Origin of the sequence: Variovorax sp. ZS18.2.2, from assembly GCF_024701975.1 — a bacterium.
Taxonomy (GTDB): Bacteria; Pseudomonadota; Gammaproteobacteria; order Burkholderiales; family Burkholderiaceae_C; genus Variovorax.
This window is the reverse complement of record NZ_JANLNM010000003.1, coordinates 79500-102843: the sequence shown is the minus strand read 5'-3', so window position 1 is coordinate 102843 and position 23344 is coordinate 79500. Positions and strand designations below refer to the sequence as shown.

The window sequence follows — 23344 nt, the reverse complement described above, 5'->3', positions numbered from 1 at the left end:
ATGTCCGTCCCGTTCGGTGCCGTCGTCGTCACCTATTTCCCGACCGACGAGCAAGTCGCGAACCTGCATTCGCTGGCCACCTCGCACGCGCACCTCTGCGTGGTCGACAACACGCCGCAGGTGGACGGCTGGCATCCGGCGCTCGTCGAGGCGGGCGTCTCGGTGCTGCACAACGGCAACCGCGGCGGCATCGCGGGCGCCTTCAACCGCGGCATCGCCGAACTCGAAGCGCGGGGCGCCGAACTCTTCTTCCTGCTCGACCAGGATTCGAAGCTGCCGCCCGGTTACTTCGATGCCATGTGCGAGGCCGCGATGGTGGCCCGGGGCAGGGCGGGCGAGGGCGAGCGCGAGGAAGACGCGGCCTTCCTCATCGGCCCGCTCGTGCACGACACGAACCTGGGCGCGCTGATCCCGCAATTCGGCCTCGAGGGCAAGCGCGTCTACCAGTTCGACCTGCAGCAGCCTTTCACCGAGCCGCTGGTGCGCTGCGCTTTCATGATCTCCTCGGGCTCGCTGATTTCGCGCGGCGCCTGGGCCAAGGTCGGCCGCTTCGACGAGCGCTACGTGATCGACCATGTGGACACCGATTACTGCATGCGCGCCCTCGGCCGCGAGGTGCCCCTGTACCTGAACCCGCACGTCGTTCTGCGGCACCAGATCGGCGACATCCAGGCCCGGTCGCTGTTCGGCTGGAAGATCCACTTCATCAACTATCCGGCCGCGCGGCGCTACTACATCGCGCGCAATGCGCTGGACCTTTCGCGGGCGCATGTGCGCGCTTTTCCCGCGATCCTGTTCATCAACGTCTACACGCTCAAGCAGATCCTGCCCATGCTGATGTTCGAGCGCGATCGGCTGAAGAAGACCATCGCGCTGATGCTCGGCTGCTTCGATGGCCTGTTCGGACGGCTCGGGGGTCTCATCGAGGCACATCCCCGGATGGGCAAATACCTGAGCCGCAGCGAGTGACCGCCACCCTTCCTGCGCCGCGCGTGCGCCGTGCCGCGCTCGCCTTCATCTTCGTGACGGTGCTGATCGACTTCCTGGCGTTCGGCCTGATCCTGCCCGGCCTGCCGCACCTGGTGGAGCGCCTGGCCGGCGGCAGCACCGCAACGGCGGCGTACTGGATCGCGGTGTTCGGCACGGCGTTCGCGGCGATCCAGTTCGTGAGCTCGCCGATCCAGGGCGCGCTGTCCGATCGCTTTGGGCGGCGGCCGGTGATCCTGCTGTCGTGCCTCGGGCTCGGCGTGGACTTCGTGTTCATGGCCCTGGCCGACAGCCTGCCGTGGCTGTTCGTCGGCCGGGTGGTGTCCGGCGTGTTCTCGGCCAGCTTCACCATCGCCAATGCCTACATCGCCGATGTGACGCCGCCCGAGGAGCGCGCCAGGAGCTACGGCATCGTGGGCGCGGCCTTCGGCATGGGCCTCGTATTCGGGCCGGTGCTCGGCGGGCAGCTGAGCCACATCGATCCGCGCCTGCCGTTCTGGTTCGCGGCCGGCTTGACGCTGCTCAGCTTCTGCTACGGATGGTTCGTGCTGCCCGAGTCGCTGCCGCCGGAGCGGCGTGCCCGCAAGTTCGACTGGTCGCATGCCAATCCGCTCGGATCGCTGCTGCTGCTCAAGCGCTATCCGCAGGTGTTCGGGCTGGCGGCGGTGATCTTTCTCGTCAACCTGGCCCAGTACGTCTACCCGAGCGTGTTCGTGCTGTTCGCCGACTACCGCTACCACTGGAAGGAAGACGCCGTGGGTTGGGTGCTCGGCGCGGTGGGCGTGCTCAGCGTGCTGGTCAACGCACTGCTGATCGGGCCGGGCGTGAAGCGCTTCGGCGAGCGCCGTGCCCTGTTGTTCGGCATGGGCTTCGGTGTGCTCGGCTTCGTCGTCATTGGCTTCGCAGATGCCGGCTGGATTCTCCTGGCCGCGTTGCCGTTCGGCACCTTGCTGGCGTTCGCCGGGCCGGCGGCACAGGCGCTGGTCACCCGGCAGGTTGGCATCGCCGAGCAAGGCCGCATCCAGGGCGCGCTGACGAGCCTCGTTTCGGTGGCGGGCATCGTCGGGCCGGCGATGTTCGCCGGCAGCTTCGGCTATTTCATCGGCGCGGATGCACCGGTGCACCTGCCGGGCGCGCCGTTCTTCATCGCCGCGATGTTCCTCTGCATCGGCGCGCTGATCGCGTGGCGCTACGCACAGCCGAAGGCGGCGGCGGCAGCGGTGCCCGAGCCGACCTGAAACGGCGCTCCGGGCGCACCCATGCGCCCATGGCCCGGGAATTGCTCGCTTTCTCCAGGGTTTCCCCCTAGGTCGCATACCCGCGCCCACATACGCAATATGGCTCCCGCGGTATGTGGGTTGCGGCCCAAGCGACTAACGTCCAGGCTTGGCCGGAAACACCGAGCCGCCCACGAGCCAGAAGAGCATGAGTACAGAGCGCAACACCATCCAACCCGTCCGCTTTTTCCACCGCGGCAAGATCGTCGACGTCAGCGGCGTGCACCCGACCCGCTCGGTGCTCGACTGGCTGCGCGAAGACGCGCACTGCACCGGCACCAAGGAAGGCTGCAACGAGGGTGACTGCGGCGCCTGCACGGTGGTGATCGGCGAGCTGGCGACCGACGCCAATGCACCGGGCGCCATCGGCGGCCTGCAACTGCAGACGGTCAACGCCTGCATCCAGTTCTTGCCCACGCTGCACGGCAAGGCGCTCTTCACGGTCGAAGACCTGAAGGCGCAGTGCGCCACCCCGCAATCGCAAAAATTGCAAGACAAGAAGCACCCGGTCCACACGCTGCACCCCGTGCAGCAGGCGATGGTCGACTGCCACGGCTCCCAGTGCGGCTTCTGCACGCCGGGCTTCGTGATGTCGCTGTGGTCCACCTACGAACACCACCAGGCCGAGGGCACGCAGCCCACGCGCCAGCAACTGGCCGACGACCTTTCGGGCAACCTGTGCCGCTGCACCGGCTACCGGCCGATCCTCGATGCGGGCCAGCGCATGTTCGACCTGCCGAGCGTGCGGCTCGACACGAAGCCCGTGGTGGCCGCGCTCACCGCACTGCAGAACGACGGGCAAGACCTGAACTACGCCGCGCCGCTCGGCGCCCGCCTGGACCACTTCCACGCCCCCAGGACCATCGCCCAGCTCGCCGCGCTGCGCGAACAGAAGCCCCGCGCCCAGCTGCTGGCCGGCTCCACCGACGTCGGCCTCTGGGTCAACAAACAGTTCCGCGACCTGGGCGACATCATCTATGTGGGCGACGTGGCCGAAATGAAGACCATCGAAACACGTCAGAACGACGGAGCCGATGAGCTCTACATCGGCGCTGGCGCCTCGCTCGAATCCGCCTTCGAGGCCCTCGTGCAGCGCGTGCCCAGCCTGCAGGACGTGTGGCTGCGCTTTGCCTCGCCGCCCATCCGCCATGCCGGCACCATGGGCGGCAACGTGGCCAACGGCTCGCCCATCGGCGATTCGCCGCCGGTGCTGATGTCGCTCGACGCCCAGATCGAACTGCGCCGCGGCGATGTGGTGCGCCGCATGCCGCTGCCCGACTTCTACATCGACTACATGAAGAACCAGCTGCAGCCCGGCGAGTTCGTGCAGGGGCTGGCGATTCCGCTGGTCGCCATGCGCCGCCAGGTGCGCGCCTACAAGATCAGCAAGCGCTTCGACTGCGACATCTCGGCGCTGTGCGCGGGCTTCGCGATCGAGCTGGACGAGGGCCGCGACACGGTGAAGGCCGTGCGCCTGGCCTTCGGCGGCATGGCCGCCACCGTCAAGCGCGCCGCGAACGCGGAAGCTGCGCTCGTCGGCAAACCCTGGACGCAATCCAGCGTCGCCACCGCCAAGCTCGCACTGGCGCAGGACTTCAAGCCCCTGTCGGACATGCGCGCCTCGGCCGACTACCGGCTGCAGGTGGCGCAGAACCTGATCCAGCGCCTGTGGCTCGAAACCCGCACCGAAGACGCGCTCTCCCTCGAGGAAACCAGCGTCTGGAGCGTGATGCCCCATGCCGCTGTCAAGACAGCGGCGGAAGGAGTCTGACCATGAACAAACCCATCGACGCCCGCCTGCTGCAGCCCGCCGAGGCCTTTGCCGATTACCTGAAGAACACCGCCGCGCGCATCGACCCCGCGGCCGAAGCGGTGGCGCACGACCTGGGCGCGCGCGTCGGCATCAGCCGGCCGCACGAGTCGGCGCACCTGCATGTGGCCGGTGAAGCGACCTACATCGACGACATTCCCGAACTCACCGGCACGCTGCATTGCGCACTGGGCCTCTCGCCTGTGGCCAATGGTCGCGTGACGGCGCTGTCGCTCGACGCGATTCGCGCCATGCCCGGCGTGGTGGCGGTCATCACCGCCGACGACATTCCCGGCACCAACGACTGCGGCTCGATCATTCACGACGACCCGATCCTGCTGCCGGTGGCAGACGGCGGCGAAATCCGCTACCTCGGCCAGCCCGTGTTCGCGGTGATCGCCGAGACGCGCGAGGCCGCGCGCCGCGCCGCCGCCAAGGCCAAGGACGCGCTGACCATCGAGGCGCAACCACCCGTCATCACGCCGCAGGACGCGCATGCGCGCGGCCAGTACGTCGTGCCGCCGATGCACATCGTGCGCAGCGGCGGCAGCGCCAACGAAGGCGACGAGGCGGCCGTGCGCGCCGCCATCGCCAAGGCGCCGCATCGTCATAAATCCACGCTCGACGTGGGCGGGCAGGAGCAGTTCTACCTGGAAGGCCAGATCAGCTACGCCATTCCGAAGGAGGGCGGCGCGCTGCACATCCACTGCTCGACGCAGCACCCGAGCGAGATGCAGCACCTGGTGGCGCATGCGCTGCACCTGCAATCGAACGAAGTGCATGTGGAATGCCGGCGCATGGGCGGCGGCTTCGGCGGCAAGGAATCGCAGTCGGCGATCTTTGCGTGCGTGGCGGCCATCGCGGCGCGCCAGCTGCAGCGCCCCGTGAAGCTGCGGCTGGACCGCGACGACGACTTCATGATCACCGGCCGGCGCCACTGCTTCTGGTACGAGTACGACGTGGGCTACGACGACGAAGGCCGCATCCTCGGCGCGGAGATCACCATGGTCTCGCGCGCTGGCCACTCGGCCGATCTCTCGGGCCCGGTGATGACGCGCGCGCTCTGCCACTTCGACAACGCCTACTGGCTCCCCAACGTGGCGATGCACGGCTTCTCGGGCAAGACCAACACGCAGAGCAACACCGCATTCCGCGGCTTCGGCGGCCCGCAAGGCGCCATCGCCATCGAGAACATCATGGATTCGGTGGCGCGCGAGCTGAAGCGCGACCCGCTCGATGTGCGGCGCGTCAACTTCTACGGCAAGGCGGAGAACAACGTCACGCCGTACCGGCAGATCGTGACCGACAACATCGTCCACGAACTCGTGGCCGAGCTGGAGGCCAGCAGCGACTACCGCGCGCGGCGCGAAGAGATCGCGGCGTTCAACCGGAAGAGCACGGTGCTCAAGCGCGGGCTTGCGTTGGCGCCGCTCAAGTTCGGCATCTCGTTCAACGTGAAGCACTTCAACCAGGCCGGTGCGCTGGTGCACGTGTACACCGACGGCTCGATCCTCGTGAACCACGGCGGAACCGAGATGGGGCAGGGCCTCAACACCAAGGTGGCGCAGGTGGTGGCGCACGAGCTGGGCGTGAGCTTCGAGCGCGTGCGCGTCACCGCGACCGACACCACCAAGGTGGCGAACACCTCGGCCACCGCCGCATCGACCGGCGCCGACCTGAACGGCAAGGCCGCGCAGGATGCGGCACGGCAGATTCGCGAGCGCCTGGCCGACAGCGCGGCGCAGCGCCACGGCGGCAAGGCCGGCGAGGTGCGTTTCGCGAACGACAAGGTCGAGGTCAACGGCAAGTCGCTGACCTTCAGCACCGTGGTCGGCGAGGCCTACCTCGACCGGAAGCAACTCTGGTCCGACGGCTTCTACGCCACGCCCGGCCTGAGCTGGGACAAGGACAAGATGCAAGGCCGCCCGTTCTTCTACTACGCCTACGGCGCGGCGGTGAGCGAGGTCGTCGTCGACACGCTCACCGGCGAATGGAAGCTCTTGCGCGCCGACATCCTGCACGACGCGGGCAAGTCGCTGAACCCGGCCGTGGACATCGGCCAGGTCGAAGGCGCCTTCATCCAGGGCATGGGCTGGCTCACGACCGAGGAGCTGGTGTGGCACCCGCAAAGCGGCAAGCTCACCACGCATGCGCCGAGCACCTACAAGATTCCGACGGCCAACGACTGCCCGCCGGTCTTCAACGTGCGCCTGTTCGAAGGCCAGAACTTCGAGGATTCGATCCACCGCAGCAAGGCTGTCGGCGAGCCGCCGTTGCTGCTGCCGTTCTCGGTGTTCTTCGCGATCCGCGATGCGGTGTCGGCGGCCGGTGGCCACCGGACCGATCCGCCGCTGAAGGCGCCGGCCACGAGTGAGTCGATTCTTCGTGCCGTCACCGCCGTGCAGGCGGGGCCGGCTGCATCGGTCGAATGAAAACGGGCCGTGCTCGCACGGTCCGAGCTTCACTCCCACACCCGGTTTCGCCAAATGCTGCGCTGTATAACTGTTCGCACAGACAAGAAAGGTGTGAACAGCCATGAGAGACCAAGCGCTTTTCGACAAGATCGATTTACACCTGATCCGGGTGCTTCACACCGTGCTGACCGACCGCAGTGTCTCGCGCGCCGCCATACGCCTCGGGATGTACCAGCCGGCCGTCTCGGCTGCGCTCAAGCGCCTGCGCGAGTTGTCGGGCGATCCGCTGCTGGTGCGCTCGGGCTCGGGCATGGTGCCCACGGATGCGGGGCTGCGGATGATCGAGCCCGCGGCCAACATCCTGCGTGCTGCCGAGATGCTGTTCTCCGATGCGCGCGGCTTCGAGCCGCAATCGGCGGCCACCACCTTCCGCATTGCAGCGAGCGACTACATGGACCCGCTCTTCCTGCCGATGCTGGTGGCGCACGTCAAGCGCGAGGCACCGCTCTGCCAGATCGAGATCCACGCGCTCTCGCCCGATTCGGACTACCACGGGCACCTGGCGCTCGGGCAGGTCGACCTGGTCATCGGCAACTGGTTGAAGCCTCCGGAAGACCTGCACATGGCGCGGCTCTTCGGCGACGAGGTGGTGTCGCTGGTCAACCAGGACCATCCGGCGGTGCGCCGCGGCTGGGACCTGGAGACCTGGCTCGCGGCCGAGCACATCGCGCCCACGCCCATGCACCCGGGGGGGCGCGGCATCATCGACCAGATGCTCGACGAGCTGGGGCGGCAGCGCAATATCACCGCGCGCTGCGCGCACTTCAGCCTGATTCCCGACATGGTCGCCTCGAGCCTGCTGGTGCTCACCACCGGCCGCCAGTACTGCGAGCGCTTCGCCGCGCGGCTGCCGGTGAAGATCCTCGATTGCCCGGTGGCGCTGCCGCGCCTCATGTACTACCAGCTCTGGCACGAGCGCACGCATTCGTCGAGCTCGGCGCGCTGGCTGCGCGAATGCATCAAGGACGTGGCGGCGTCGCTGCGGCCTCCTGCTTCCGCGATACCAGGCGCCGCGGCGCGCCCGTCTGCCGCCCCTGAAAACCCGGACCCCTGAGAAACCCCCGTTCGCGCCGGCGTCGTGAGCGGGGCAACGATGAAACCGCCACTACAACAGCTGGAGACAAGCGAAAAATGAGTACGTTTGAACAGGCGCCCAAAGGCGCCGAGCCCCCCGTTCCGGGGCATGTCGAGTCCGCGCGTCCGCGTGCGGCTGTGGGCAGCGCAAGCGGCTCGGGTCTGCTTGAACGCGTGTTCAAGCTCAGTGCGCACAACACCACGGTGCGCACCGAGGTCATCGCGGGGCTCACCACCTTCCTCACGATGGCCTACATCATCTTCGTGAACCCCTCGATCCTCGGGGACGCGGGCATGCCCAAGGGGGCGGTCTTCGTGGCCACCTGCCTGATCGCGGCGCTGGGCACGTTGATCATGGGCCTCTATGCCAACTACCCGATCGCCATGGCGCCGGGCATGGGCCTGAACGCCTACTTCGCCTACGTGGTGGTGCTGGGCATGGGCTACACGTGGCAGGTCGCGCTGGGCGCGGTGTTCATCTCGGGGTGCCTGTTCCTCATCGTCACGGTCACCGGGTTGCGGGAGCTGTTCATCGCGGGCATACCGCAGTCGCTTCGAACGGCGATCACGGTGGGCATCGGCATGTTCCTCGCGCTCATCGCGCTCAAGAGCGCGGGCATCGTCGCCGCCTCGCCGGCCACCTTCGTCACGCTGGGCGACCTGCACTCGCCGCCGGTGGTGCTGGCCACGCTGGGCTTCCTGGTCATCGTGACGCTCGACCGGCTCAAGGTGCGAGGGGCGATCCTGATCGGGATCATGCTGGTGACGGTGCTGTCGTTCTTCTTCGGCGGCAACAAGTTCCATGGCGTGTTCGATGCACCGCCGTCGATCGCGCCCACCTTCATGCAGCTGGACATCCTCGGTGCGCTCAAGGGCGGCATCCTGAATGTGGTGCTGGTGTTCTTCCTGGTCGAGATGTTCGACGCCACCGGCACGCTGATGGGCGTGGCCAAGCGCGCGGGCCTCCTGGTGCCCGGCAAGATGGAGCGCATGAACAAGGCGCTCTTGGCCGACAGCGGCGCGATCTTCGCGGGCTCGCTGCTCGGCACTTCGAGCACCACGGCGTATGTGGAAAGCGCGGCCGGCGTGCAAGCCGGCGGTCGCACCGGCCTCACGGCCGTGGTGGTGGCGCTGCTGTTTCTCGCCTGCCTGATGATCTCGCCGCTCGCGGGCTCGGTGCCGGCCTACGCCACCGCCCCGGCATTGCTCTTCGTGGGCTGCCTCATGCTGCGCGACCTGGTCGAGCTCGACTGGGAAGACACCACCGAGGTCATTCCCGCCGCCGTGACCGCGCTGGCCATGCCCTTCACCTACTCGATCGCCAACGGCCTGGCCTTCGGCTTCATCACCTACGCGGTGCTCAAGCTCTGCACCGGGCGGGCACGGGAAGTGCATGCGATGGTGTGGGTGATCGCGGCGATCTTCCTGTTCAAGTTCGCCTACGTCGGCGGGCACTGAAGCTGAGCGCCGTCGGGCGCCGCTGGTCGCGGGAGCAGTCGTCAGTGCTAATAAACTGACAACTGTTCCCGCTTTGTTGCTGTTGAACGAGACAAACCCACGAAACCCGGCATGACAACCCCCCGACTCCAGCTCGCGCACATCACCAAGCGGTATCCCGCGGTGGTGGCCAACAGCGACATCTCGCTGGCCGTTGCCCCCGGCGAGATCCATGCCGTTCTCGGCGAGAACGGCGCGGGCAAATCGACGCTGATGAAGATCATCTACGGCTCGGTCAAGCCCGACGAAGGCACCGTCACCTTCGACGGCCACGCCGTCACCCTGCGCAACCCGCAGCAGGCGAGGGCGCTGGGCATCAGCATGGTGTTCCAGCACTTCAGCCTGTTCGACACGCTCACCGTGGCCGAGAACGTGTGGCTGGGCCTGGACAAATCGCTGCAGCTCGCCGAAGTGGCCCGCAGCATCACGGCCAAGGCCAGCGAGTACGGCCTGGACATCGACCCCTCGCGCCCGGTGCACACACTCTCGGTGGGCGAGATGCAGCGGGTGGAAATCATCCGTGCGCTGCTCACCAACCCGAAGCTCCTGATCCTGGACGAGCCAACCTCGGTGCTCACGCCGCAGGCGGTCATCAAGCTCTTCACGGTGCTCAACAAGCTGGCCTCCGAGGGCTGCAGCATCCTCTACATCAGCCACAAGCTGCACGAGATCCGGGAGCTCTGCACCGCCTGCACGGTGCTGCGCGGCGGCAAGGTCACGGGCGTGTGCAATCCGCAGAACGAGAGCAATGAATCGCTCTCGCGGCTGATGATCGGCAGCGAGCCGCCGCCGCTGCAGCACCGCCCGGTGCATGCGGGCGCGGTGGCGCTGCGCGTGAAGGGGCTGACGCTGGCGCGCGAAGACCAGTTCGGCGTTGACCTCGATGGCATCTCGTTCGAGGTGCGTGCCGGCGAAGTGGTCGGCATTGCGGGCGTCTCGGGCAACGGCCAGAAGGAACTGCTCTACACGCTCTCGGGCGAGGACGTGCGCGCCGACGCTTCGATGGTGCAGGTGTTCGACAAGCCTGCCGGTCGGCTGCGCCCGCGCGCACGCCGCGCACTGGGCCTGCATTTCGTGCCCGAGGAGCGGCTGGGCCGCGGCGCGGTGCCCACACTGGGCCTCGCGCACAACCTGCTCCTCACGCGCAGCAATGCGGTGGGCAAGGGCGGCTGGATTCGCACCGCCGCACTCGAGAAACACGCCAAGGGAATCATCGAGCGCTTCAACGTCAAGGCCGGCGGCCCGAACGCGGCGGCGCGTTCGCTCTCGGGCGGCAACCTGCAGAAGTTCATCGTCGGCCGCGAGATCGACGCCAATCCCAAGCTCTTCATCGTCTCGCAGCCCACCTGGGGCGTGGACGTGGGCGCGGCCGCGCTCATTCGCGGCGAAATCCTCGCGCTGCGCGATGCAGGCTGTGCGGTGCTGGTGGTGAGCGAGGAGCTCGACGAGCTGTTCGACATCAGCGACCGCCTGCACGTCATCGCCAAGGGGCGGCTGTCGCCCTCCATCGACCGCGCCGCGGCCACGCTGCCGCAGATCGGCGAATGGATGAGCGGACTCTGGAACAAGGAGGCCGCGCATGCTTAAGCTCGAACCCCGCCCGGAGCTTTCGCGCTTCTGGACTTTCGCCTCGCCGATCCTGGCGCTGCTCATCACGGTGCTGATCGGCGTGGCCCTCTTCGCCGCGCTCGGCAAGGACCCGGTCAAGGGCCTCATGGTGTTCTTCTACGAGCCCATCAAGAACGGCTATGCGCTCGGCGAGTTGATGATCAAGGCGACCCCGCTGCTCATCATCGCGCTGGGCCTCGCGGTGTGCTTCCGCTCCAACGTGTGGAACATCGGCGCCGAGGGGCAGTTCGTGTTCGGCGCCATCGTCGCGGGCGGCGTGGCGCTGCTGGCCGACAAGAACACCGGTTCGTGGATCGTCGTCGCCATCCTCATCGCGGGCACGCTCGGCGGCATGGTGTGGGCGGGCATCGTGGCGTTCCTGCGCGACAGGTTCAACGCCAACGAAATCCTGGTGAGCCTGATGCTGGTGTACGTGGCCACGCTGCTGCTGAGCTACATGGTGTTCGGCCCGTGGAAGGACCCGCAGGGCTACAACTTCCCGCAGTCGAAGACCTTCGAGGCGGTCACGCAGATTCCACGGCTCTTCAAGGGCTCGCGCGTGAGCATCGGGTTGATCATCGCGCTGGTGGGCGTGGGGGCGCTGTGGGTGTTCCTGTTCCGCACGCGTGCGGGCTTCGCGCAGCAGGTCGGCGGGCTGGCCCCGGCGGCGGCGCGCTACGCCGGCTTCTCGGCGCGGCGCGCGGTGTGGATCGCGCTGCTTACCTCGGGCGGCGCGGCGGGGCTCGCCGGTGCGCTCGAAGTCGCCGGGCCGCTCGGCCAGCTCACGCCGTATGTGCCGGCCGGCTACGGCTTCGCGGCCATCATCGTGGCCTTCGTCGGGCGGCTGCATCCGGTGGGCATGGTGTTCTCGGCCATTCTCATGAGCATGTTCTACATCGGTGGCGAACTGGCGCAATCGCGCCTCGGGTTGCCCAAGTCGTTGACCGGTGTGTTCCAGGGGCTGCTGCTCTTCACGCTGCTGGCCTGCGACACGCTCATCGCCTACCGCATCCGCCGCAAGGCGGCTGCCAAGGCCATTCTCACGACGAGTTCGCTGCAAGTCAGCACGCCGCTGACCGCGCCGGTCGCGCGGCCGACCGAGGGAGCCCTCTGACATGGACAGCTACGCACTCCTCCTTGGCTCGACATTGAGCGCCGGCACCGTGCTCGCGATCGCGGCACTGGGCCTCCTGATCAACGAGAAAGCCGGCATCGTCAACCTCGGCGCCGAGGGCATGATGCTCTGCGCCGCCATCGCCGGTTTCGCGACGGTGGTCATCACGCACAACCCCTGGCTCGGTTTTCTCGCAGGCATGGCGGCAGGCGCATTGCTCGCCGCGTTCTTCGGCGTGCTGGTGATCTGGCTCAACACCAACCAGTACGCGACGGGGCTCGCGCTCAGTCTCTTCGGCGTCGGCTTCTCGGCCTTCGCCGGCATCAACTTCGTGCAGGCCAAGCTGCCCGAGAGCGCGAGCTATGCGATTCCGGTGCTGGCCGACATTCCGCTCGTCGGCCCCGCGCTGTTCCGCCATCACCCGATGGTGTATTTCGCGGTAGTGCTGACCTTCGGGCTCATCTGGTTCCTGTACCGCACACGCGCCGGCCTCGTGCTGCGCTCGGTCGGCGAATCGCCCGAGTCGGCGCATGCGCTCGGCTACCCGGTGCGGCGCATCCGCTTCATGGCGGTGATCGCGGGCGGGGCGCTCTGCGGGCTGGCAGGGGCCTACCTCTCGACCGTCTACACGCCCCTCTGGGTCGAAGGCATGGTCGCGGGCCGCGGCTGGATCGCGCTGGCGCTCACCACCTTCGCCACCTGGCGGCCGATTCGCGTGCTGCTGGGCGCCTACCTCTTCGGCGGCGTCTCGATGCTGGGCTTTCACCTGCAGAGCAGCGGTGTCGACGTGCCGAGCCAGTTCCTCAGCATGCTGCAGTACATCGCGCCGATCGTGGTGCTGGCGCTGATCTCGCGCAACCCGGCCTTCATCCGTATCAACATGCCGGCTTCCATAGGGAAACCGTTCTACCCCGGCTCATAATCGCGTTTTTCGTTTTCCCGCCAACCCATCCTTTTTGAGGATTTCCGACAATGAATGATCTGAACAAGCGCTCCCTGCTCAAGCTGGCCGCCCTCACGGCGGTCGCTTCGGCGGCCCTGATCGGCTGCGGCAAGAAAGAAGAAGCGGCAGCACCGGCCGCGGCCCCCGCGCCTGCCCCGGCACCCGCTGCAGCCGCGCCGGCCCCGGCCGCGCCGCTCAACATCGCATTCGCATACATCGGCCCGGTGGGCGACGGCGGCTGGACCTTCGCGCACGACAACGGCCGCAAGGCCCTCGAGAAGGAATTCGGCGACAAGATCAAGACCACCTTCGTCGAGAGCGTGCCCGAAGGCGCCGACGCCGAGCGCGTGTTCCGCGACATGGTCGGCCAGGGCAACAAGCTGATCTTCGGCACCACCTTCGGCTACATGGAGCCCATGCTCAAGGTCGCCACCGACAGCAAGGATGTGAAGTTCGAGCATGCCACCGGCTACAAGACCGCCGACAACATGCGCACCTACGACAGCCGCACCTACGAAGGCGCGTACATGGCCGGCATCATTGCCGGCGCCATGACCAAGAGCAACACGCTCGGCGTCGTCGGCTCGGTGCCGATTCCCGAAGTGCTGCGCAACATCAACAGCTTCACGCTGGGTGCGCAGTCGGTCAACCCGAAGATCACCACCAAGGTCGTGTGGGTCAACGAATGGTTCAGCCCGCCCAAGGAAACCGAAGCGGCCACCGCGCTCATCAACGGCGGTGCCGACGTGCTGTTCCAGAACACCGACTCGCCCGCCGTGCTCAAGACCGCACAGGAAAAAGGCAAGCGCGCCTTCGGCTGGGATTCGGACATGACCGCCTACGGCCCCAAGGCCCACCTGGGCTCGGCCACCATCAACTGGGCGCCGTACTACATCAAGGCCACGCAGGACGCGCTCGACGGCAAGTGGGCGACCGGCCAGGCCTGGTGGGGTGTGAAGGAGGGCGCCATCGACCTCGTCTCGATCGCCGAAGACGTGCCCGCCGAAACCAAGGCCAAGGTCGAGGAAGTGAAGAAGGGCCTGAAGGACGGCAGCTTCGTGATCTGGAAGGGTCCGATCCTTGGCCAGGATGGCAAGGAAGTGGTCGCCAAGGATGCAGCGGCCGACGACAAGTTCCTGACGGGCATCAACTTCTACGTCAAGGGCGTGGAAGGCAAGGTGCCGGGCGGCGACAAGAAGTAATCGCTTCGGCGATGCATGCAGAGAGGGTCGCCCAGGGCGGCCCTTTTTCATTCAAGGAAGGATTCGCACCATGAAGCTGATGTTCCTCGCCGCAGGCACCGCACTGCTGTCGGCCTCGCTGTCGTTCGCTGCCGGACCCGCGAAGTTCTCGAAGGAGGAGCAGCCGCTTCAGAAGGCCGTCTCCGACACCGAGATGTGCTTTCACTTCGCGGGCGAGTTCAACGGCGACGGCTCTGCGCGCGACAAGGAAATCAACCGCATGCAGCGCAAGAACTGCAACAAGGCGGGCCAGCAGTTGCTGAAGAAGGCCTGGCGCGCGAACCCGCAGGACGCGCGCCTCTATCCGGCCGTGCTGATGCTCAACAGCCTCGCGACGGAGTTCCTGTCGAAGGCCGAAGTGGCCAGGTTGTGCGCGGTGTCGAAGACGGAACTCGTCTGCCCCTGAGCCGGGGGCAGACGGTGGCGCCTTGCCTTACTTCGGCGTGTAGGTGATCTGCGTGGCGACGATCGTGCCGACGTCCTCGCCGATGCGCGTCACCAGCTTGAGCATCTGGCCGCGGTAGGGGCCGTCGGCGGCGATCCAGTTGTCCTGGTTCTGGATGAGGTCCGATCCGTCCACTTGCCGCACGCGGGTGATGCCCGAGAACTTGCAGGCTCCGAAGGAGCCCATGGGCGTCACGAGGGTCTCGCGCCCGACGTAGGTGTCCGTTCCCGAGATGGGTTGCTCGTTCCTGATCTCGCCGTTCGCGCCGCTCACGGACTTGACCACGTAGTTCAGCTCCAGCGTCTGGCCCGGCGACATGACGGGCATCGCGAACGTCGGCACGTTGGTGTTGGTGCCGAGCGCAGGGTCAGCGCCTTCGCCGCCGTTGCGGGAGCCATATCGCAGGATCTTTCCGTCCACGAAGTCGATGTACTGCCTGTCCGTCGCTTCCGAGTTGTTGAAGTAGTTGAAGCTGGTGCGCAGCAGCCGCACCGGGTTCGCGTCCGCGAAGGACTCGCGGGTGCGGGTGACCGTGGTCACGCGCTGCTTGAAGGTCTGGCCCTTGGAGGTGATGTCCAGTTCCACCACCGATGTGGTGCCCTCGTGCAGGTCGGCTTCGTTGAAGCAGGCCGCGGAGGATGTGTTGTCGGGGTTGGGGGCCGGTGCCGGCGAAGGTGCCGGAGCGGGCGCCGGGGCTGGTGGGCCTATCGGTACGAGCGGAACGATCTGAAATGGGCTTGGGCTGCTATCGCCGCCTCCACCACAGGCAGCCAGCGTCGCAGCAGCCACGGCCGCCAATAAAAATCGTGTGTTCATGAGCTTCCCTCTTTGTTCTAAAAAAGAAGCCCGGAGGTTTGGATTCACCTCAGGGCGCGCCGAACTATGGCGCGGGAGCACCCATGTTCACCAGTGCCATAGGTCACGCAAACTTTGGTGTCTACAGCTTGCTGGCGCGTATGCCTGCGACCACGATTTCCGCGCTGTCGACGAACCCCCGGATCAACCGCTGGCGAGGCGGTGCACGCAGCCACAGCGCTATCGCGATGGCAACGGCTACCAGCGCCACGCATCCAGATAGCGAACTACCATTCGACCCGGCGCGGCCATCCGCAATGAACAGTCCACATGGAGAAGCCATGAAGATCGATGCGTTCGACGAGAGCCCGGACCACCGCAACATCCTGCCCTACGACCCCGCATACGCTGATGTGTTCGCGCAGGTGCAACGCCACGTTCACGAGCGCCTCGAGGGCGTGGAACTCGTCCACATCGGGAGCACCGCCATCCGCGGCTTGCGGGGCAAGCCGATGGTGGATGTTGCCGCCATCACGCACACAGAGAATCTCCGCGCCGCGCAACAGGCGTTCGAGACGCTCGGGTTTCATCGGCGTGCCGTATGGGTCGATAAAGATGAGAAGCCGTATGTCTGCGGGAGCATCGAGCACGAGGGGCGCAGGTTCAACGTCAACATCCACATCTGCCATCGGGGCGACCCGGTGCACAAGGATTCGCTGGCCTTCATGGACATCCTCGACCGGCGTCCCGACCTGCAGAGGAAGTACGAAGAGGCCAAGGACCGCGCCCACGCGATCGATCCCGTCAACCCGGAGGTCTACAACCGGGAGAAAGCGGCGGTGATCCAGGAGATACACGTGCAGATCGAACTGAATGATCAACAACGAGGAACACCATGCCGCTGAATGCTGAAGTCCTGGACGAGATCCACCAACTGGTCCGCGGTGGATTCGAGAAGCGCGCTCGCATCGTCGAGATCGTTTGCGAAGAGCTGTACGAGCCCGGCGAGCTGGACGACGCCGAGGTCGAATCCGCGATCGACGAGGCGTTCACCGTGCTGGAAAAAGAGCAGGCCGTCTGGCCGACGATCACCGACTGCGACAAGCTCGATCAGGTGTTCTCAGCGCTCGAACAACTCGGAATCATCGCGCTCCAGAACGCGGGCCACACACAGAGCGACGGGTATGAAGACGTGCAGGCCGCTTATGCCGAGAGTGAGGCGAAGAGCAGCATCGTTGGCTATTGCTTCTATCACGGGCAAGACCTCGATCGTGTGGTCCGCGACGGCGCGCTGTTCCTTGCATTCGGCCCCATCGATCCTGAGAAGGAAGAGTCCGACGGGCCGCGAATTGGCGAGGCAGTGGTTGCCGAGCTTGCTCGTGCCGGGCTGGCAGTCCAATGGGACGGCAGCTGCAACAGCCGCATTCTCGTCATGAACATCGACTGGAAGCGCCGACGCCTCGGCCGTCGAAAGATCTGGTAGGCCGCCGCGATTCACGCCTTGGCGTCGCTCGCTGATGACATGGCCGAGATCGGCTGTCCCCGGTGAACGCGCAGCACTGCAAGGTTCATGGCTGGCAGCCAGCCGCATCAGGAGGACCTTCGAAGCCCGCCACGGGCAGACTTTTGCAGTCCATCGACAGACGAGGTCGAGACCATGACAATGTGGCCCCTATCTTTGGAGCGCGTCCCATGTTCAATTGCACTGAGGCCTTCCGGATCAAACACATTCGTCTTCTCGGACCGGGTGGCACCGATGATTCGCGTGCGGCGGTTCTGCATCAGGCCGGCGTGACTTGGGCGGCTCGCACGATGGTCTTGAACCACGGGGCAGCGAACACCGTGATGTTTCTCTCGCCCGCTCAAGCGAACCCTCTCCAGGTTGCGATCGGCGCTATCGGAGCTACCCAGGCAAACGTCAATGTGATGGTTCGAATCCCTTGGGCAGTCACTTGGGTGAACGCCACGCAGGACGAAATCATCAGAAACGCGGCTGGCTTTGTTTGCTCTACAGATGCCCAAGGGGAATGCTGCCATTTCGGCGGAATTCTCAAGGACGCCCACAGCCAGTCACACACGCATTGGCGAAGCTGATCGCCGAGGCCAACAGTTCTTTGAATTGCTGGCTTTTTCACGTCCGGGGCAGCGCGACTCTTGGCTAGATCACAACGACCAGCTTGCCCTTCGCCTCGTTCTGCTCCATCGCCCTGTGCGCTTCGGCGATGTCGTCGAACGCATAGGTCTTGTCGATGGGAACGGAGAGCTTGCCCGATGCCACGTCATCGAGATAACTCTGCAGGACGGATGACGGCAGGTCGGCCGCCTCGCCTGAATAAGCGCACAGCCTCACCGTATCCGGCAGATAGCCGATCGGATAGAAGTCCTTGACGGTCCACTCGTTCGACAACATGCCCGTGAAGCACGCGACACCACGCCGGCGCAATGCGCGCAGGGTGTCGGGCAGCGTGGGCGTTCCGACCAGCTCGAGCGCGAGATCGACGCCTTCCGGAAAAAGCCTGCGGACCTGCGGCGCCACGGCGCCGTCATCGATCAGCACGTGATCGACACCGGCCGCGACCAGCGCCGATTGCTTGGCGGCGCTTCGCGTGGTCGCGAGAACCGTCAGGCCGCGTTGCTTTGCAAGGCTCGCCGTGGCCAGCCCGACCGACGACGTTCCGCCGCGTATCAGGATCGATTGGCCCGCCTCTGCATCGAGCGCCGACACGAGCGACCCATACGCGGTCTGCAGCATCTCGGGCACCGCGCCCAGAACATTCCATGGCAACGCACTCTTGAATGCGATCACGTTCGACGCGGGCACGCAGGTGTATTCGGCGTAGCCGCCGTCGTAGGTGCGGCCCATGTTCCCCATCATCGCGACGACCTGCTGCCCGACCGCGAACTCGTTGCCCGGGCACGCGGCGACTTCGCCGCACGCCTCGATGCCCAGCACGCGCGGAAAGGTCACGCCTTCGGCCAGGTCGATGCGGGTGTGCAGCTCCGAGCGGTTGAGCCCGAAGGCGCGGACCTTGATCAGCACCTCCCCGGGCCGGGGCACGGGGATAGGCAGAACGCGAATCTTCAGGGCCTCGGGCGGCCCCGGGGCGTCGAGCACGACGGCGCGCATGGTGGGAGTCATGGGTGTCCTTTACATCGGGAGATCGAAGCGTAGCGTTGTCGACATGCAGCCGCGAGCCTGGGCAGAAAAACTCATTTCCACCGGCACGAGGTCATCGTTTCTCGTTGCAATGAGTTTCGGCAATGGAGGGCCGCACTTGAACTCGGCCCGCAGCATCGACTGACGGCTATACGTTGGCGGTGATGGCGCAGGCCGTGGCTGCGCTTATGCTGTGCGGGATCACAACGCCGATTCCCACGCCATGACCGACTTCCGCCCTGTCTACGACAAGCGCTTCGACAACATCCCCGCCGACCGCCTCCCCGAGTTGCTGCGCGCCATGCCCAAGGCCGAGCTGCACATGCACATCGAAGGCTCGCTCGAACCCGAGTTGATCTTCGCGCTCGCGCAGCGCAACGGCGTGGCCATTCCGTATGCCAGCGTCGAAGACCTGCGAAAGGCTTATGCCTTCACCAACCTGCAGAGCTTTCTGGACATCTATTACGCCGGCGCGAGCGTGTTGCTGAAGGAGCAGGACTTCTACGACATGGCCTGGGCTTATCTGGAACGCGCCGCGGCCGACAACGTGGTGCACACCGAGATGTTCTTCGACCCGCAGACGCACACGGCGCGCGGCGTGTCGATGGAAACGGTGGTCAGCGGCCTGCACCGCGCGTGCCTCGATGCGGGGCCGAAGCTCGGCGTGAGCGCATCGCTCATCCTCTGCTTCCTGCGCCACCTGAGCGAAGAAGAAGCCTTCGAGACGCTGGAGCAGGCGCTGCCGTTCCGCGACTTGTTCATCGGCGTGGGCCTCGATTCGAGTGAGGTCGGCCATCCGCCCGAGAAGTTCGCGCGCGTGTTCGCACGCTGCCGCGAGCTGGGACTGCGCCTCGTCGCGCATGCGGGTGAAGAAGGCCCGCCCGAATACGTGTGGAGCGCGCTCGATGTGCTGAAGGTCGAGCGCGTCGACCACGGCGTGCAGAGCGCGAAAGACCCGGCGCTGATGAAGCGGCTCGCGCAGGACCGCATTCCGCTCACCGTGTGCCCGCTGTCGAACCTCAAGCTCTGCGTGTTCCCGGACCTGTCGAAGCACAACCTCGGCGAACTGCTCGATGCGGGGCTCGTCGCCACCGTCAACTCGGACGACCCCGCCTACTTCGGCGGCTACATGAACCAGAACTTCACGCAGACCTTCGAAGCCACCGGGCTCAAGGTGCAGCACGCCTGGCAGCTCGCGGCCAACAGCTTCGAAGGCAGCTTCATCGATGCGGCCGCCAAGCGCGCCTACGTGGACCGGCTCAACGCCGTCTTCGCGAGCTTCTGATCCGAAGACGCGACCGGCCGCGGCACCAGCAGCGGCATCGCCACCAGCGCACAGGCGCTGGCCGCAAGCCACACCATCGGCCAGCCCTGCAGCGCGAGCAGGTGCGGAATCGAGAAGGGCGTGACGAAGCACACCAGGAACACGCTGGTGTTCGCCATGCCCAGCGCGGTGCCGGCGCGCGCCGCGCCGGCCAGCGTGGCGAGCTCGGTGTAGGCCACGCCGTGCCAGGCCGACACGCAGACACCGCTCACCCCCAGAAGCACGACCAGCGCGATGCGGAGCGCTAGTGAATCGGCGGTGTGCGTGCCCGCGGCCATCACCAGCACCGCGAGCGCGGCGAACAGCGCCACGCTGAGTGCGCTGCAGGCGCGCAGGTAGGCGGGGCGGTTGCGGCGGCGGTCGGTCCAGCGGCCGCTCCATACGCGCATCACCATTGCCCCGACCTGCGTGAAGACCATGGTGGCCGTGATCGTCGCGAGGCCCGCGTGGCCGAAGTCGTGCAGGAACACCGTGCCGAAGGACAGCACCGCGAACTGCGGCGCGCAGAGGATGCCGATGCCCAGCACGATGCGCCAGACGCGTGCGTCGTGCAGCGGGCCGGTCTTCGGGGTTTCGGCCGTGGCCGTCGGGGTGCGCGGCGCATCCCGCGCAATCGGTGGCTCGTGCACCCACGCCCAGCTCATCACCGCACTCAGTGCGCACAGCAGTGCCAGCAGGCCGTAGAGCGCGGCGAAGCCGAAGTGCAGCGCGACGAACGGCAGCACCAGTGCGCCGATGCCGCCGCCCAGCGGCACGGCGGTCTGGCGGATGCTCATCGCGAGCCCGCGTTCGCTGGCGTCGAACCACGTCATCACCGCGCGGCCGCTCGCGCCGTTGACGCTGCCGCCCAGCAGGCCGACCAGCAGCAGGCCAGCGGCGAGCCATCCGAGACCGGGAATGTGCTGCGCGCTCGGCGCGGCCCAGAGCGCCATCGCCACGAGCGCGATCGCGGTACTGCCGAGCCCGGTCAGCAGCACTGGCCTGTCGCCCCACCGGTCGGTCAGAAGGCCCCATGGCAACTCGCTCACCGCGATGCCCAGGCCCATGAGGCCGAGCACGAGGCCGAGCGTTGCGTTGTCGAACTGGTAGCCGGTGCGCATCAGCACCGCGGTCATCGGGATGCCGCTGAAGGCCACGGAGAACGCCGCGTTGGCGGCCACGCCTGCGGCCAGCACCTTCCAGCGGTGGCGGGGCGATTGCGAGGAGGAGAGGGCAGATGGATTCATGTTGTGGCGAAGTTTCTGCCGTCGCCAAGGTTTTGAAAATCAGAAAATAATGAGTAAATCGTCCAGAAAAACAGGATGATCAGAAAAGGATGAACCCATGTCCCAGGTGATGTTCGATCTCGATGTGCTGCGCAGCTTTTCCACCGGCATCGCGCTCGGCAGCTATGCCCGCGCGGCCGACCGGCTGGGCCGCTCGACCTCCGCGGTGAGTGCGCAATTGAAGAAGCTGGAGGCGCAAGCCGGTACCGTGCTGTTCCGCAAGGCCGGCCGCGGGCTGGAACTCACCGACGCCGGCGAAACCCTGCTGGCCTACGCCCACCGCATGCTCGAACTCAACGAAGAGGCGAGCGCCGCCATGCGCGGCGCCGACCTGGAGGGCTGGGTGCGCCTGGGCCTGCAGGAAGACTTCGGCGAGACGCTGCTGCCCGCGGTGCTCGGCCGCTTTGCGCGTGCGCATCCCAAGGTGCGCATCGAGGCCTGCGTAGCGCGCAGCGCCGAGTTGCGCGAGCGTCTCGAACTCGGAAAGCTCGACCTCGCGCTGGCGTGGGATGCGGGCGACCACCCGCCGTCGCTGCATGCCGAGCGCGTGGCGCGCCTGCCGCTGCAATGGATCGGCCCCGCGTCCGGCGACGTGCTCGATGCGGCCTGGTGGAAGGAACGCGAGCGCCGCGAAGGCGGAGGTCGCGGCGCGCGCAAGTCGAAGGAGCCGCTGCCGCTGGTGCTGCTCGATGCGCCGTGCCCGCTGCGCGACATCGTCACCCAGACGCTCGACCGCGCCGGCGTGCCGTGGCGCCATGCGTTCACCAGCGCCAGCCTGGCGGCCTTGTGGGCCGCGAGCTCGGCGGGCCTCGGCCTCACGGTGCGCACGCCTTTCGGGCTGCCCTCGCATGTGCGCGCGATCGACCGCACGGTGGTCGGCCTGCCGGCGCTGCCGCAGATGTCGATGGCGCTCTACCGCGCGCAGGCCAATGCCGAGGCGCCGGTCGGCCGGCTCGCCACGCTGCTGCTGGAGGCGGTGCGGCGGCACGTGCAGCCAGGCACGAGCTGAGCAAAGCTCGTGCTACCGCCGCTTCGCCAGCCAGTTCCACCCGGCGCCTGCGGCCATGAGCACGCAGGTGCCGAGGAACACCGCCCGCATGCCGATGTGCCCGCCCACGAAGCCGCCGAGCAGCGGCCCGGCGACCTGCCCCGTGTACTGGGCCGAGGTCGAGTACCCGAGCATGTTGCCGGCCACGCGCTCGGGCACGTTGTGGCGGATCACGCTCGCGATGCAGGGCAGCAGCCCGCCGAGCGAGAGCCCCATCAGGAAGCGCAGCACCACCAGCTGCCAGCCCGAGGTGACGAAGGCCTGCGGAATCAAGAGCAGCGCCGACACCGCCAGGCACCCGACGATCACGTTCCAGTGCCCGACGCGGTCGGCCAGCTTGCCCAGCCGCGAGGCCGAGAGGATGCTGCCGAGCGCGGCGGCCGACATCACGAGGCCGGCCATCATCGTCACGCGGTTCGGGTCTTCGACCAGCGTGGCGACATAGACAGTGATGATCGGCTCGATCGACATGTTGGCCAGCATCAGCAGCATGCCGGTGAAGAGCATCGCGATGAGCGGGCGCTTGTCGGGAACGGCGGCCCAGCCGGTGTCGGGGGCGTCGCCTTGCTTCGAGGCCGAGGGTGCCTTCTTCTCCTCGCGAATCATGAAGGCGGTGGCGAGAAAGGCCACGAAGATCATCGCGCCCGCCGCGAAGAAGGTCGCGCGGATGCCGATGAGCGGCGGCAGCGCGCCGCCGACCAGCGGACCCACGAGGTTGCCGGCCATGATGGCCGAGGACATGGTGCCGAGCGCCCAGCCGGTGCGGTCTTTCGGCGTTTGCGTGGCGACCAGCACCATCGAGCCCGAGGCGTAGCCGCCCAGGAGACCCGCGAGCAAACGCAGGCCGACCAGTTGCCACACGTTGCCCGCCATGCCGATGAGCGCCATCGCCACTGCCATGCCCAGGCTCGCGCGGATCAGCATGGGCTTGCGGCCATAGCGGTCGGCCAGGCGCCCCCACAGCGGCGCCACCAGCGCGGCGCTGAAGAAGGTGGCGCCATAGGCCACGCCGGACCACTGCACGATGGCCGCATGGTCCTTCACGCCCAGTTGCTCGACGTACAGCGGCAGGAAAGGCAGCAGCAGCGTCATCGCCACGATGGTGGTGAAGGAGCCGAACATGCAGACGGCGAGGTTGCGCTGCCAATGCGCGTGGGCCACAGCGCTGCTGGCGGAAGTTGTCGGGTTCGTCATGGGGCGAACCATTGTCCCGCCGCGTGGCCGTGCCCGCGCCTGCCGATTCGCGGCGGTACCCATCGTGGTGTCGCATGGGTGCGCGCCGCGC

At 66.8% G+C, this 23344-nt stretch carries 20 protein-coding genes; 16 read left to right on the top strand and 4 right to left on the bottom strand.

The genetic code is table 11. The annotated features are described in order from the left end of the window. From NU688_RS14265 to NU688_RS14215, 11 genes are all read left to right on the top strand, one after another. Complete coding sequence (locus NU688_RS14265) at positions 1 to 969, top strand: glycosyltransferase family 2 protein (protein ID WP_257861323.1); 969 nt, start codon at positions 1 to 3, stop codon at positions 967 to 969. Further along, positions 966 to 2225 (top strand): TCR/Tet family MFS transporter, encoded by a 1260-nt coding sequence (locus NU688_RS14260; protein WP_257861322.1) that lies wholly within the window; start codon positions 966 to 968, stop codon positions 2223 to 2225. Before NU688_RS14265 ends, NU688_RS14260 begins: the two co-directional genes overlap by 4 nt. Before the next feature lie 187 nt (positions 2226 to 2412). Continuing rightward, the gene (gene xdhA / locus NU688_RS14255) at positions 2413 to 4035 is read left to right on the top strand and encodes a xanthine dehydrogenase small subunit (protein ID WP_257861321.1); all 1623 of its coding nucleotides are present in this window, start codon (positions 2413 to 2415) and stop codon (positions 4033 to 4035) included. Between the two features lie 2 nt (positions 4036 to 4037). After that, a complete protein-coding gene (gene xdhB / locus NU688_RS14250; RefSeq protein WP_257861320.1) occupies positions 4038 to 6506 on the top strand; it encodes a xanthine dehydrogenase molybdopterin binding subunit in 2469 nt (822 codons plus the stop codon). Positions 6507 to 6609: 103 nt separating this feature from the next. Then, a complete protein-coding gene (locus tag NU688_RS14245; RefSeq protein ID WP_257861319.1) occupies positions 6610 to 7602 on the top strand; it encodes a LysR family transcriptional regulator in 993 nt (330 codons plus the stop codon). A 77-nt stretch (positions 7603 to 7679) separates the two neighbouring features. Next, positions 7680 to 9080, top strand: coding sequence for an NCS2 family permease (locus tag NU688_RS14240; protein WP_257861318.1), 1401 nt, complete (start codon positions 7680 to 7682; stop codon positions 9078 to 9080). A 111-nt stretch (positions 9081 to 9191) separates the two neighbouring features. Continuing rightward, positions 9192 to 10706 (top strand): ABC transporter ATP-binding protein, encoded by a 1515-nt coding sequence (locus tag NU688_RS14235; RefSeq protein ID WP_257861317.1) that lies wholly within the window; start codon positions 9192 to 9194, stop codon positions 10704 to 10706. Then, on the top strand, positions 10699 to 11841 hold the full coding sequence (locus tag NU688_RS14230) for an ABC transporter permease (RefSeq protein ID WP_257861316.1): 1143 nt from the start codon (positions 10699 to 10701) through the stop codon (positions 11839 to 11841). The genes NU688_RS14235 and NU688_RS14230 overlap by 8 nt, the downstream gene beginning before the upstream one ends. 1 nt (position 11842) lies before the next feature. Then, positions 11843 to 12763, top strand: a complete 921-nt coding sequence (locus tag NU688_RS14225; protein ID WP_257861315.1) for an ABC transporter permease — start codon at positions 11843 to 11845, stop codon at positions 12761 to 12763. A gap of 50 nt (positions 12764 to 12813) precedes the next feature. Further along, positions 12814 to 13986 carry a BMP family ABC transporter substrate-binding protein gene (locus NU688_RS14220; protein WP_257861314.1) on the top strand — a complete coding sequence of 391 codons (1173 nt, stop codon included), beginning with the start codon at positions 12814 to 12816 and terminating at the stop codon, positions 13984 to 13986. Positions 13987 to 14056: 70 nt separating this feature from the next. Next, positions 14057 to 14431, top strand: a complete 375-nt coding sequence (locus NU688_RS14215; protein WP_257861313.1) for a hypothetical protein — start codon at positions 14057 to 14059, stop codon at positions 14429 to 14431. A gap of 27 nt (positions 14432 to 14458) precedes the next feature. On the opposite strand, the gene NU688_RS14210 is transcribed toward NU688_RS14215, so the two are convergent. Further along, entirely contained in the window at positions 14459 to 15286 is an 828-nt protein-coding gene (locus NU688_RS14210; protein ID WP_257861312.1) for a hypothetical protein, read from the bottom strand. A gap of 83 nt (positions 15287 to 15369) precedes the next feature. On the opposite strand from NU688_RS14210, the gene NU688_RS14205 reads away from it, so the two are divergent. The 3 genes from NU688_RS14205 (at position 15370) to NU688_RS14195 (ending at position 17359) form a co-directional block, all read left to right on the top strand. Beyond that, on the top strand, positions 15370 to 16170 hold the full coding sequence (locus NU688_RS14205) for a GrpB family protein (RefSeq protein ID WP_257861311.1): 801 nt from the start codon (positions 15370 to 15372) through the stop codon (positions 16168 to 16170). After that, complete coding sequence (locus tag NU688_RS14200) at positions 16161 to 16748, top strand: hypothetical protein (RefSeq protein WP_257861310.1); 588 nt, start codon at positions 16161 to 16163, stop codon at positions 16746 to 16748. The genes NU688_RS14205 and NU688_RS14200 overlap by 10 nt, the downstream gene beginning before the upstream one ends. A 209-nt stretch (positions 16749 to 16957) precedes the next feature. Beyond that, positions 16958 to 17359 (top strand): hypothetical protein, encoded by a 402-nt coding sequence (locus NU688_RS14195; RefSeq protein WP_257861309.1) that lies wholly within the window; start codon positions 16958 to 16960, stop codon positions 17357 to 17359. 64 nt (positions 17360 to 17423) lie between these two features. On the opposite strand, the gene NU688_RS14190 is transcribed toward NU688_RS14195, so the two are convergent. Continuing rightward, positions 17424 to 18404 carry a zinc-binding alcohol dehydrogenase family protein gene (locus tag NU688_RS14190; RefSeq protein ID WP_257861308.1) on the bottom strand — a complete coding sequence of 327 codons (981 nt, stop codon included), beginning with the start codon at positions 18402 to 18404 and terminating at the stop codon, positions 17424 to 17426. A gap of 241 nt (positions 18405 to 18645) precedes the next feature. Between NU688_RS14190 and NU688_RS14185 the strand changes: the two genes are divergently transcribed. Next, positions 18646 to 19707 carry an adenosine deaminase gene (locus NU688_RS14185; RefSeq protein WP_257861307.1) on the top strand — a complete coding sequence of 354 codons (1062 nt, stop codon included), beginning with the start codon at positions 18646 to 18648 and terminating at the stop codon, positions 19705 to 19707. Here the strand turns inward: NU688_RS14185 and NU688_RS14180 are convergent. After that, entirely contained in the window at positions 19668 to 20972 is a 1305-nt protein-coding gene (locus NU688_RS14180; protein ID WP_257861306.1) for an MFS transporter, read from the bottom strand. The two genes, NU688_RS14185 and NU688_RS14180, sit on opposite strands and share 40 nt — an antisense overlap. A gap of 97 nt (positions 20973 to 21069) precedes the next feature. Here NU688_RS14180 and NU688_RS14175 point away from each other — a divergent pair, with 97 nt between their 5' ends. Then, on the top strand, positions 21070 to 22020 hold the full coding sequence (locus NU688_RS14175) for a LysR substrate-binding domain-containing protein (RefSeq protein WP_257861305.1): 951 nt from the start codon (positions 21070 to 21072) through the stop codon (positions 22018 to 22020). 12 nt (positions 22021 to 22032) lie between these two features. On the opposite strand, the gene NU688_RS14170 is transcribed toward NU688_RS14175, so the two are convergent. Beyond that, the gene (locus NU688_RS14170; protein ID WP_257861304.1) at positions 22033 to 23253 is read right to left on the bottom strand and encodes an MFS transporter; all 1221 of its coding nucleotides are present in this window, start codon (positions 23251 to 23253) and stop codon (positions 22033 to 22035) included. Between the last annotated feature and the right edge of the window lie 91 nt (positions 23254 to 23344).

What these genes read in the sequence shown, in the direction of transcription:
- NU688_RS14265 (WP_257861323.1), top strand. Translation starts at nt 1, where the DNA reads ATGTCCGTCCCGTTCGGTGCCGTCGTCGTCACCTATTTCCCGACCGAC.
- xdhA (WP_257861321.1), top strand. Translation starts at nt 2,413, where the DNA reads ATGAGTACAGAGCGCAACACCATCCAACCCGTCCGCTTTTTCCACCGC.
- xdhB (WP_257861320.1), top strand. Translation starts at nt 4,038, where the DNA reads ATGAACAAACCCATCGACGCCCGCCTGCTGCAGCCCGCCGAGGCCTTT.
- NU688_RS14245 (WP_257861319.1), top strand. Translation starts at nt 6,610, where the DNA reads ATGAGAGACCAAGCGCTTTTCGACAAGATCGATTTACACCTGATCCGG.
- NU688_RS14240 (WP_257861318.1), top strand. Translation starts at nt 7,680, where the DNA reads ATGAGTACGTTTGAACAGGCGCCCAAAGGCGCCGAGCCCCCCGTTCCG.
- NU688_RS14235 (WP_257861317.1), top strand. Translation starts at nt 9,192, where the DNA reads ATGACAACCCCCCGACTCCAGCTCGCGCACATCACCAAGCGGTATCCC.
- NU688_RS14230 (WP_257861316.1), top strand. Translation starts at nt 10,699, where the DNA reads ATGCTTAAGCTCGAACCCCGCCCGGAGCTTTCGCGCTTCTGGACTTTC.
- NU688_RS14225 (WP_257861315.1), top strand. Translation starts at nt 11,843, where the DNA reads ATGGACAGCTACGCACTCCTCCTTGGCTCGACATTGAGCGCCGGCACC.
- NU688_RS14220 (WP_257861314.1), top strand. Translation starts at nt 12,814, where the DNA reads ATGAATGATCTGAACAAGCGCTCCCTGCTCAAGCTGGCCGCCCTCACG.
- NU688_RS14215 (WP_257861313.1), top strand. Translation starts at nt 14,057, where the DNA reads ATGAAGCTGATGTTCCTCGCCGCAGGCACCGCACTGCTGTCGGCCTCG.
- NU688_RS14210 (WP_257861312.1), bottom strand. Translation starts at nt 15,286, where the DNA reads ATGAACACACGATTTTTATTGGCGGCCGTGGCTGCTGCGACGCTGGCT.
- NU688_RS14205 (WP_257861311.1), top strand. Translation starts at nt 15,370, where the DNA reads ATGTTCACCAGTGCCATAGGTCACGCAAACTTTGGTGTCTACAGCTTG.
- NU688_RS14200 (WP_257861310.1), top strand. Translation starts at nt 16,161, where the DNA reads ATGCCGCTGAATGCTGAAGTCCTGGACGAGATCCACCAACTGGTCCGC.
- NU688_RS14195 (WP_257861309.1), top strand. Translation starts at nt 16,958, where the DNA reads ATGTTCAATTGCACTGAGGCCTTCCGGATCAAACACATTCGTCTTCTC.
- NU688_RS14190 (WP_257861308.1), bottom strand. Translation starts at nt 18,404, where the DNA reads ATGACTCCCACCATGCGCGCCGTCGTGCTCGACGCCCCGGGGCCGCCC.
- NU688_RS14185 (WP_257861307.1), top strand. Translation starts at nt 18,646, where the DNA reads ATGACCGACTTCCGCCCTGTCTACGACAAGCGCTTCGACAACATCCCC.
- NU688_RS14180 (WP_257861306.1), bottom strand. Translation starts at nt 20,972, where the DNA reads ATGAATCCATCTGCCCTCTCCTCCTCGCAATCGCCCCGCCACCGCTGG.
- NU688_RS14175 (WP_257861305.1), top strand. Translation starts at nt 21,070, where the DNA reads ATGTCCCAGGTGATGTTCGATCTCGATGTGCTGCGCAGCTTTTCCACC.
- NU688_RS14170 (WP_257861304.1), bottom strand. Translation starts at nt 23,253, where the DNA reads ATGACGAACCCGACAACTTCCGCCAGCAGCGCTGTGGCCCACGCGCAT.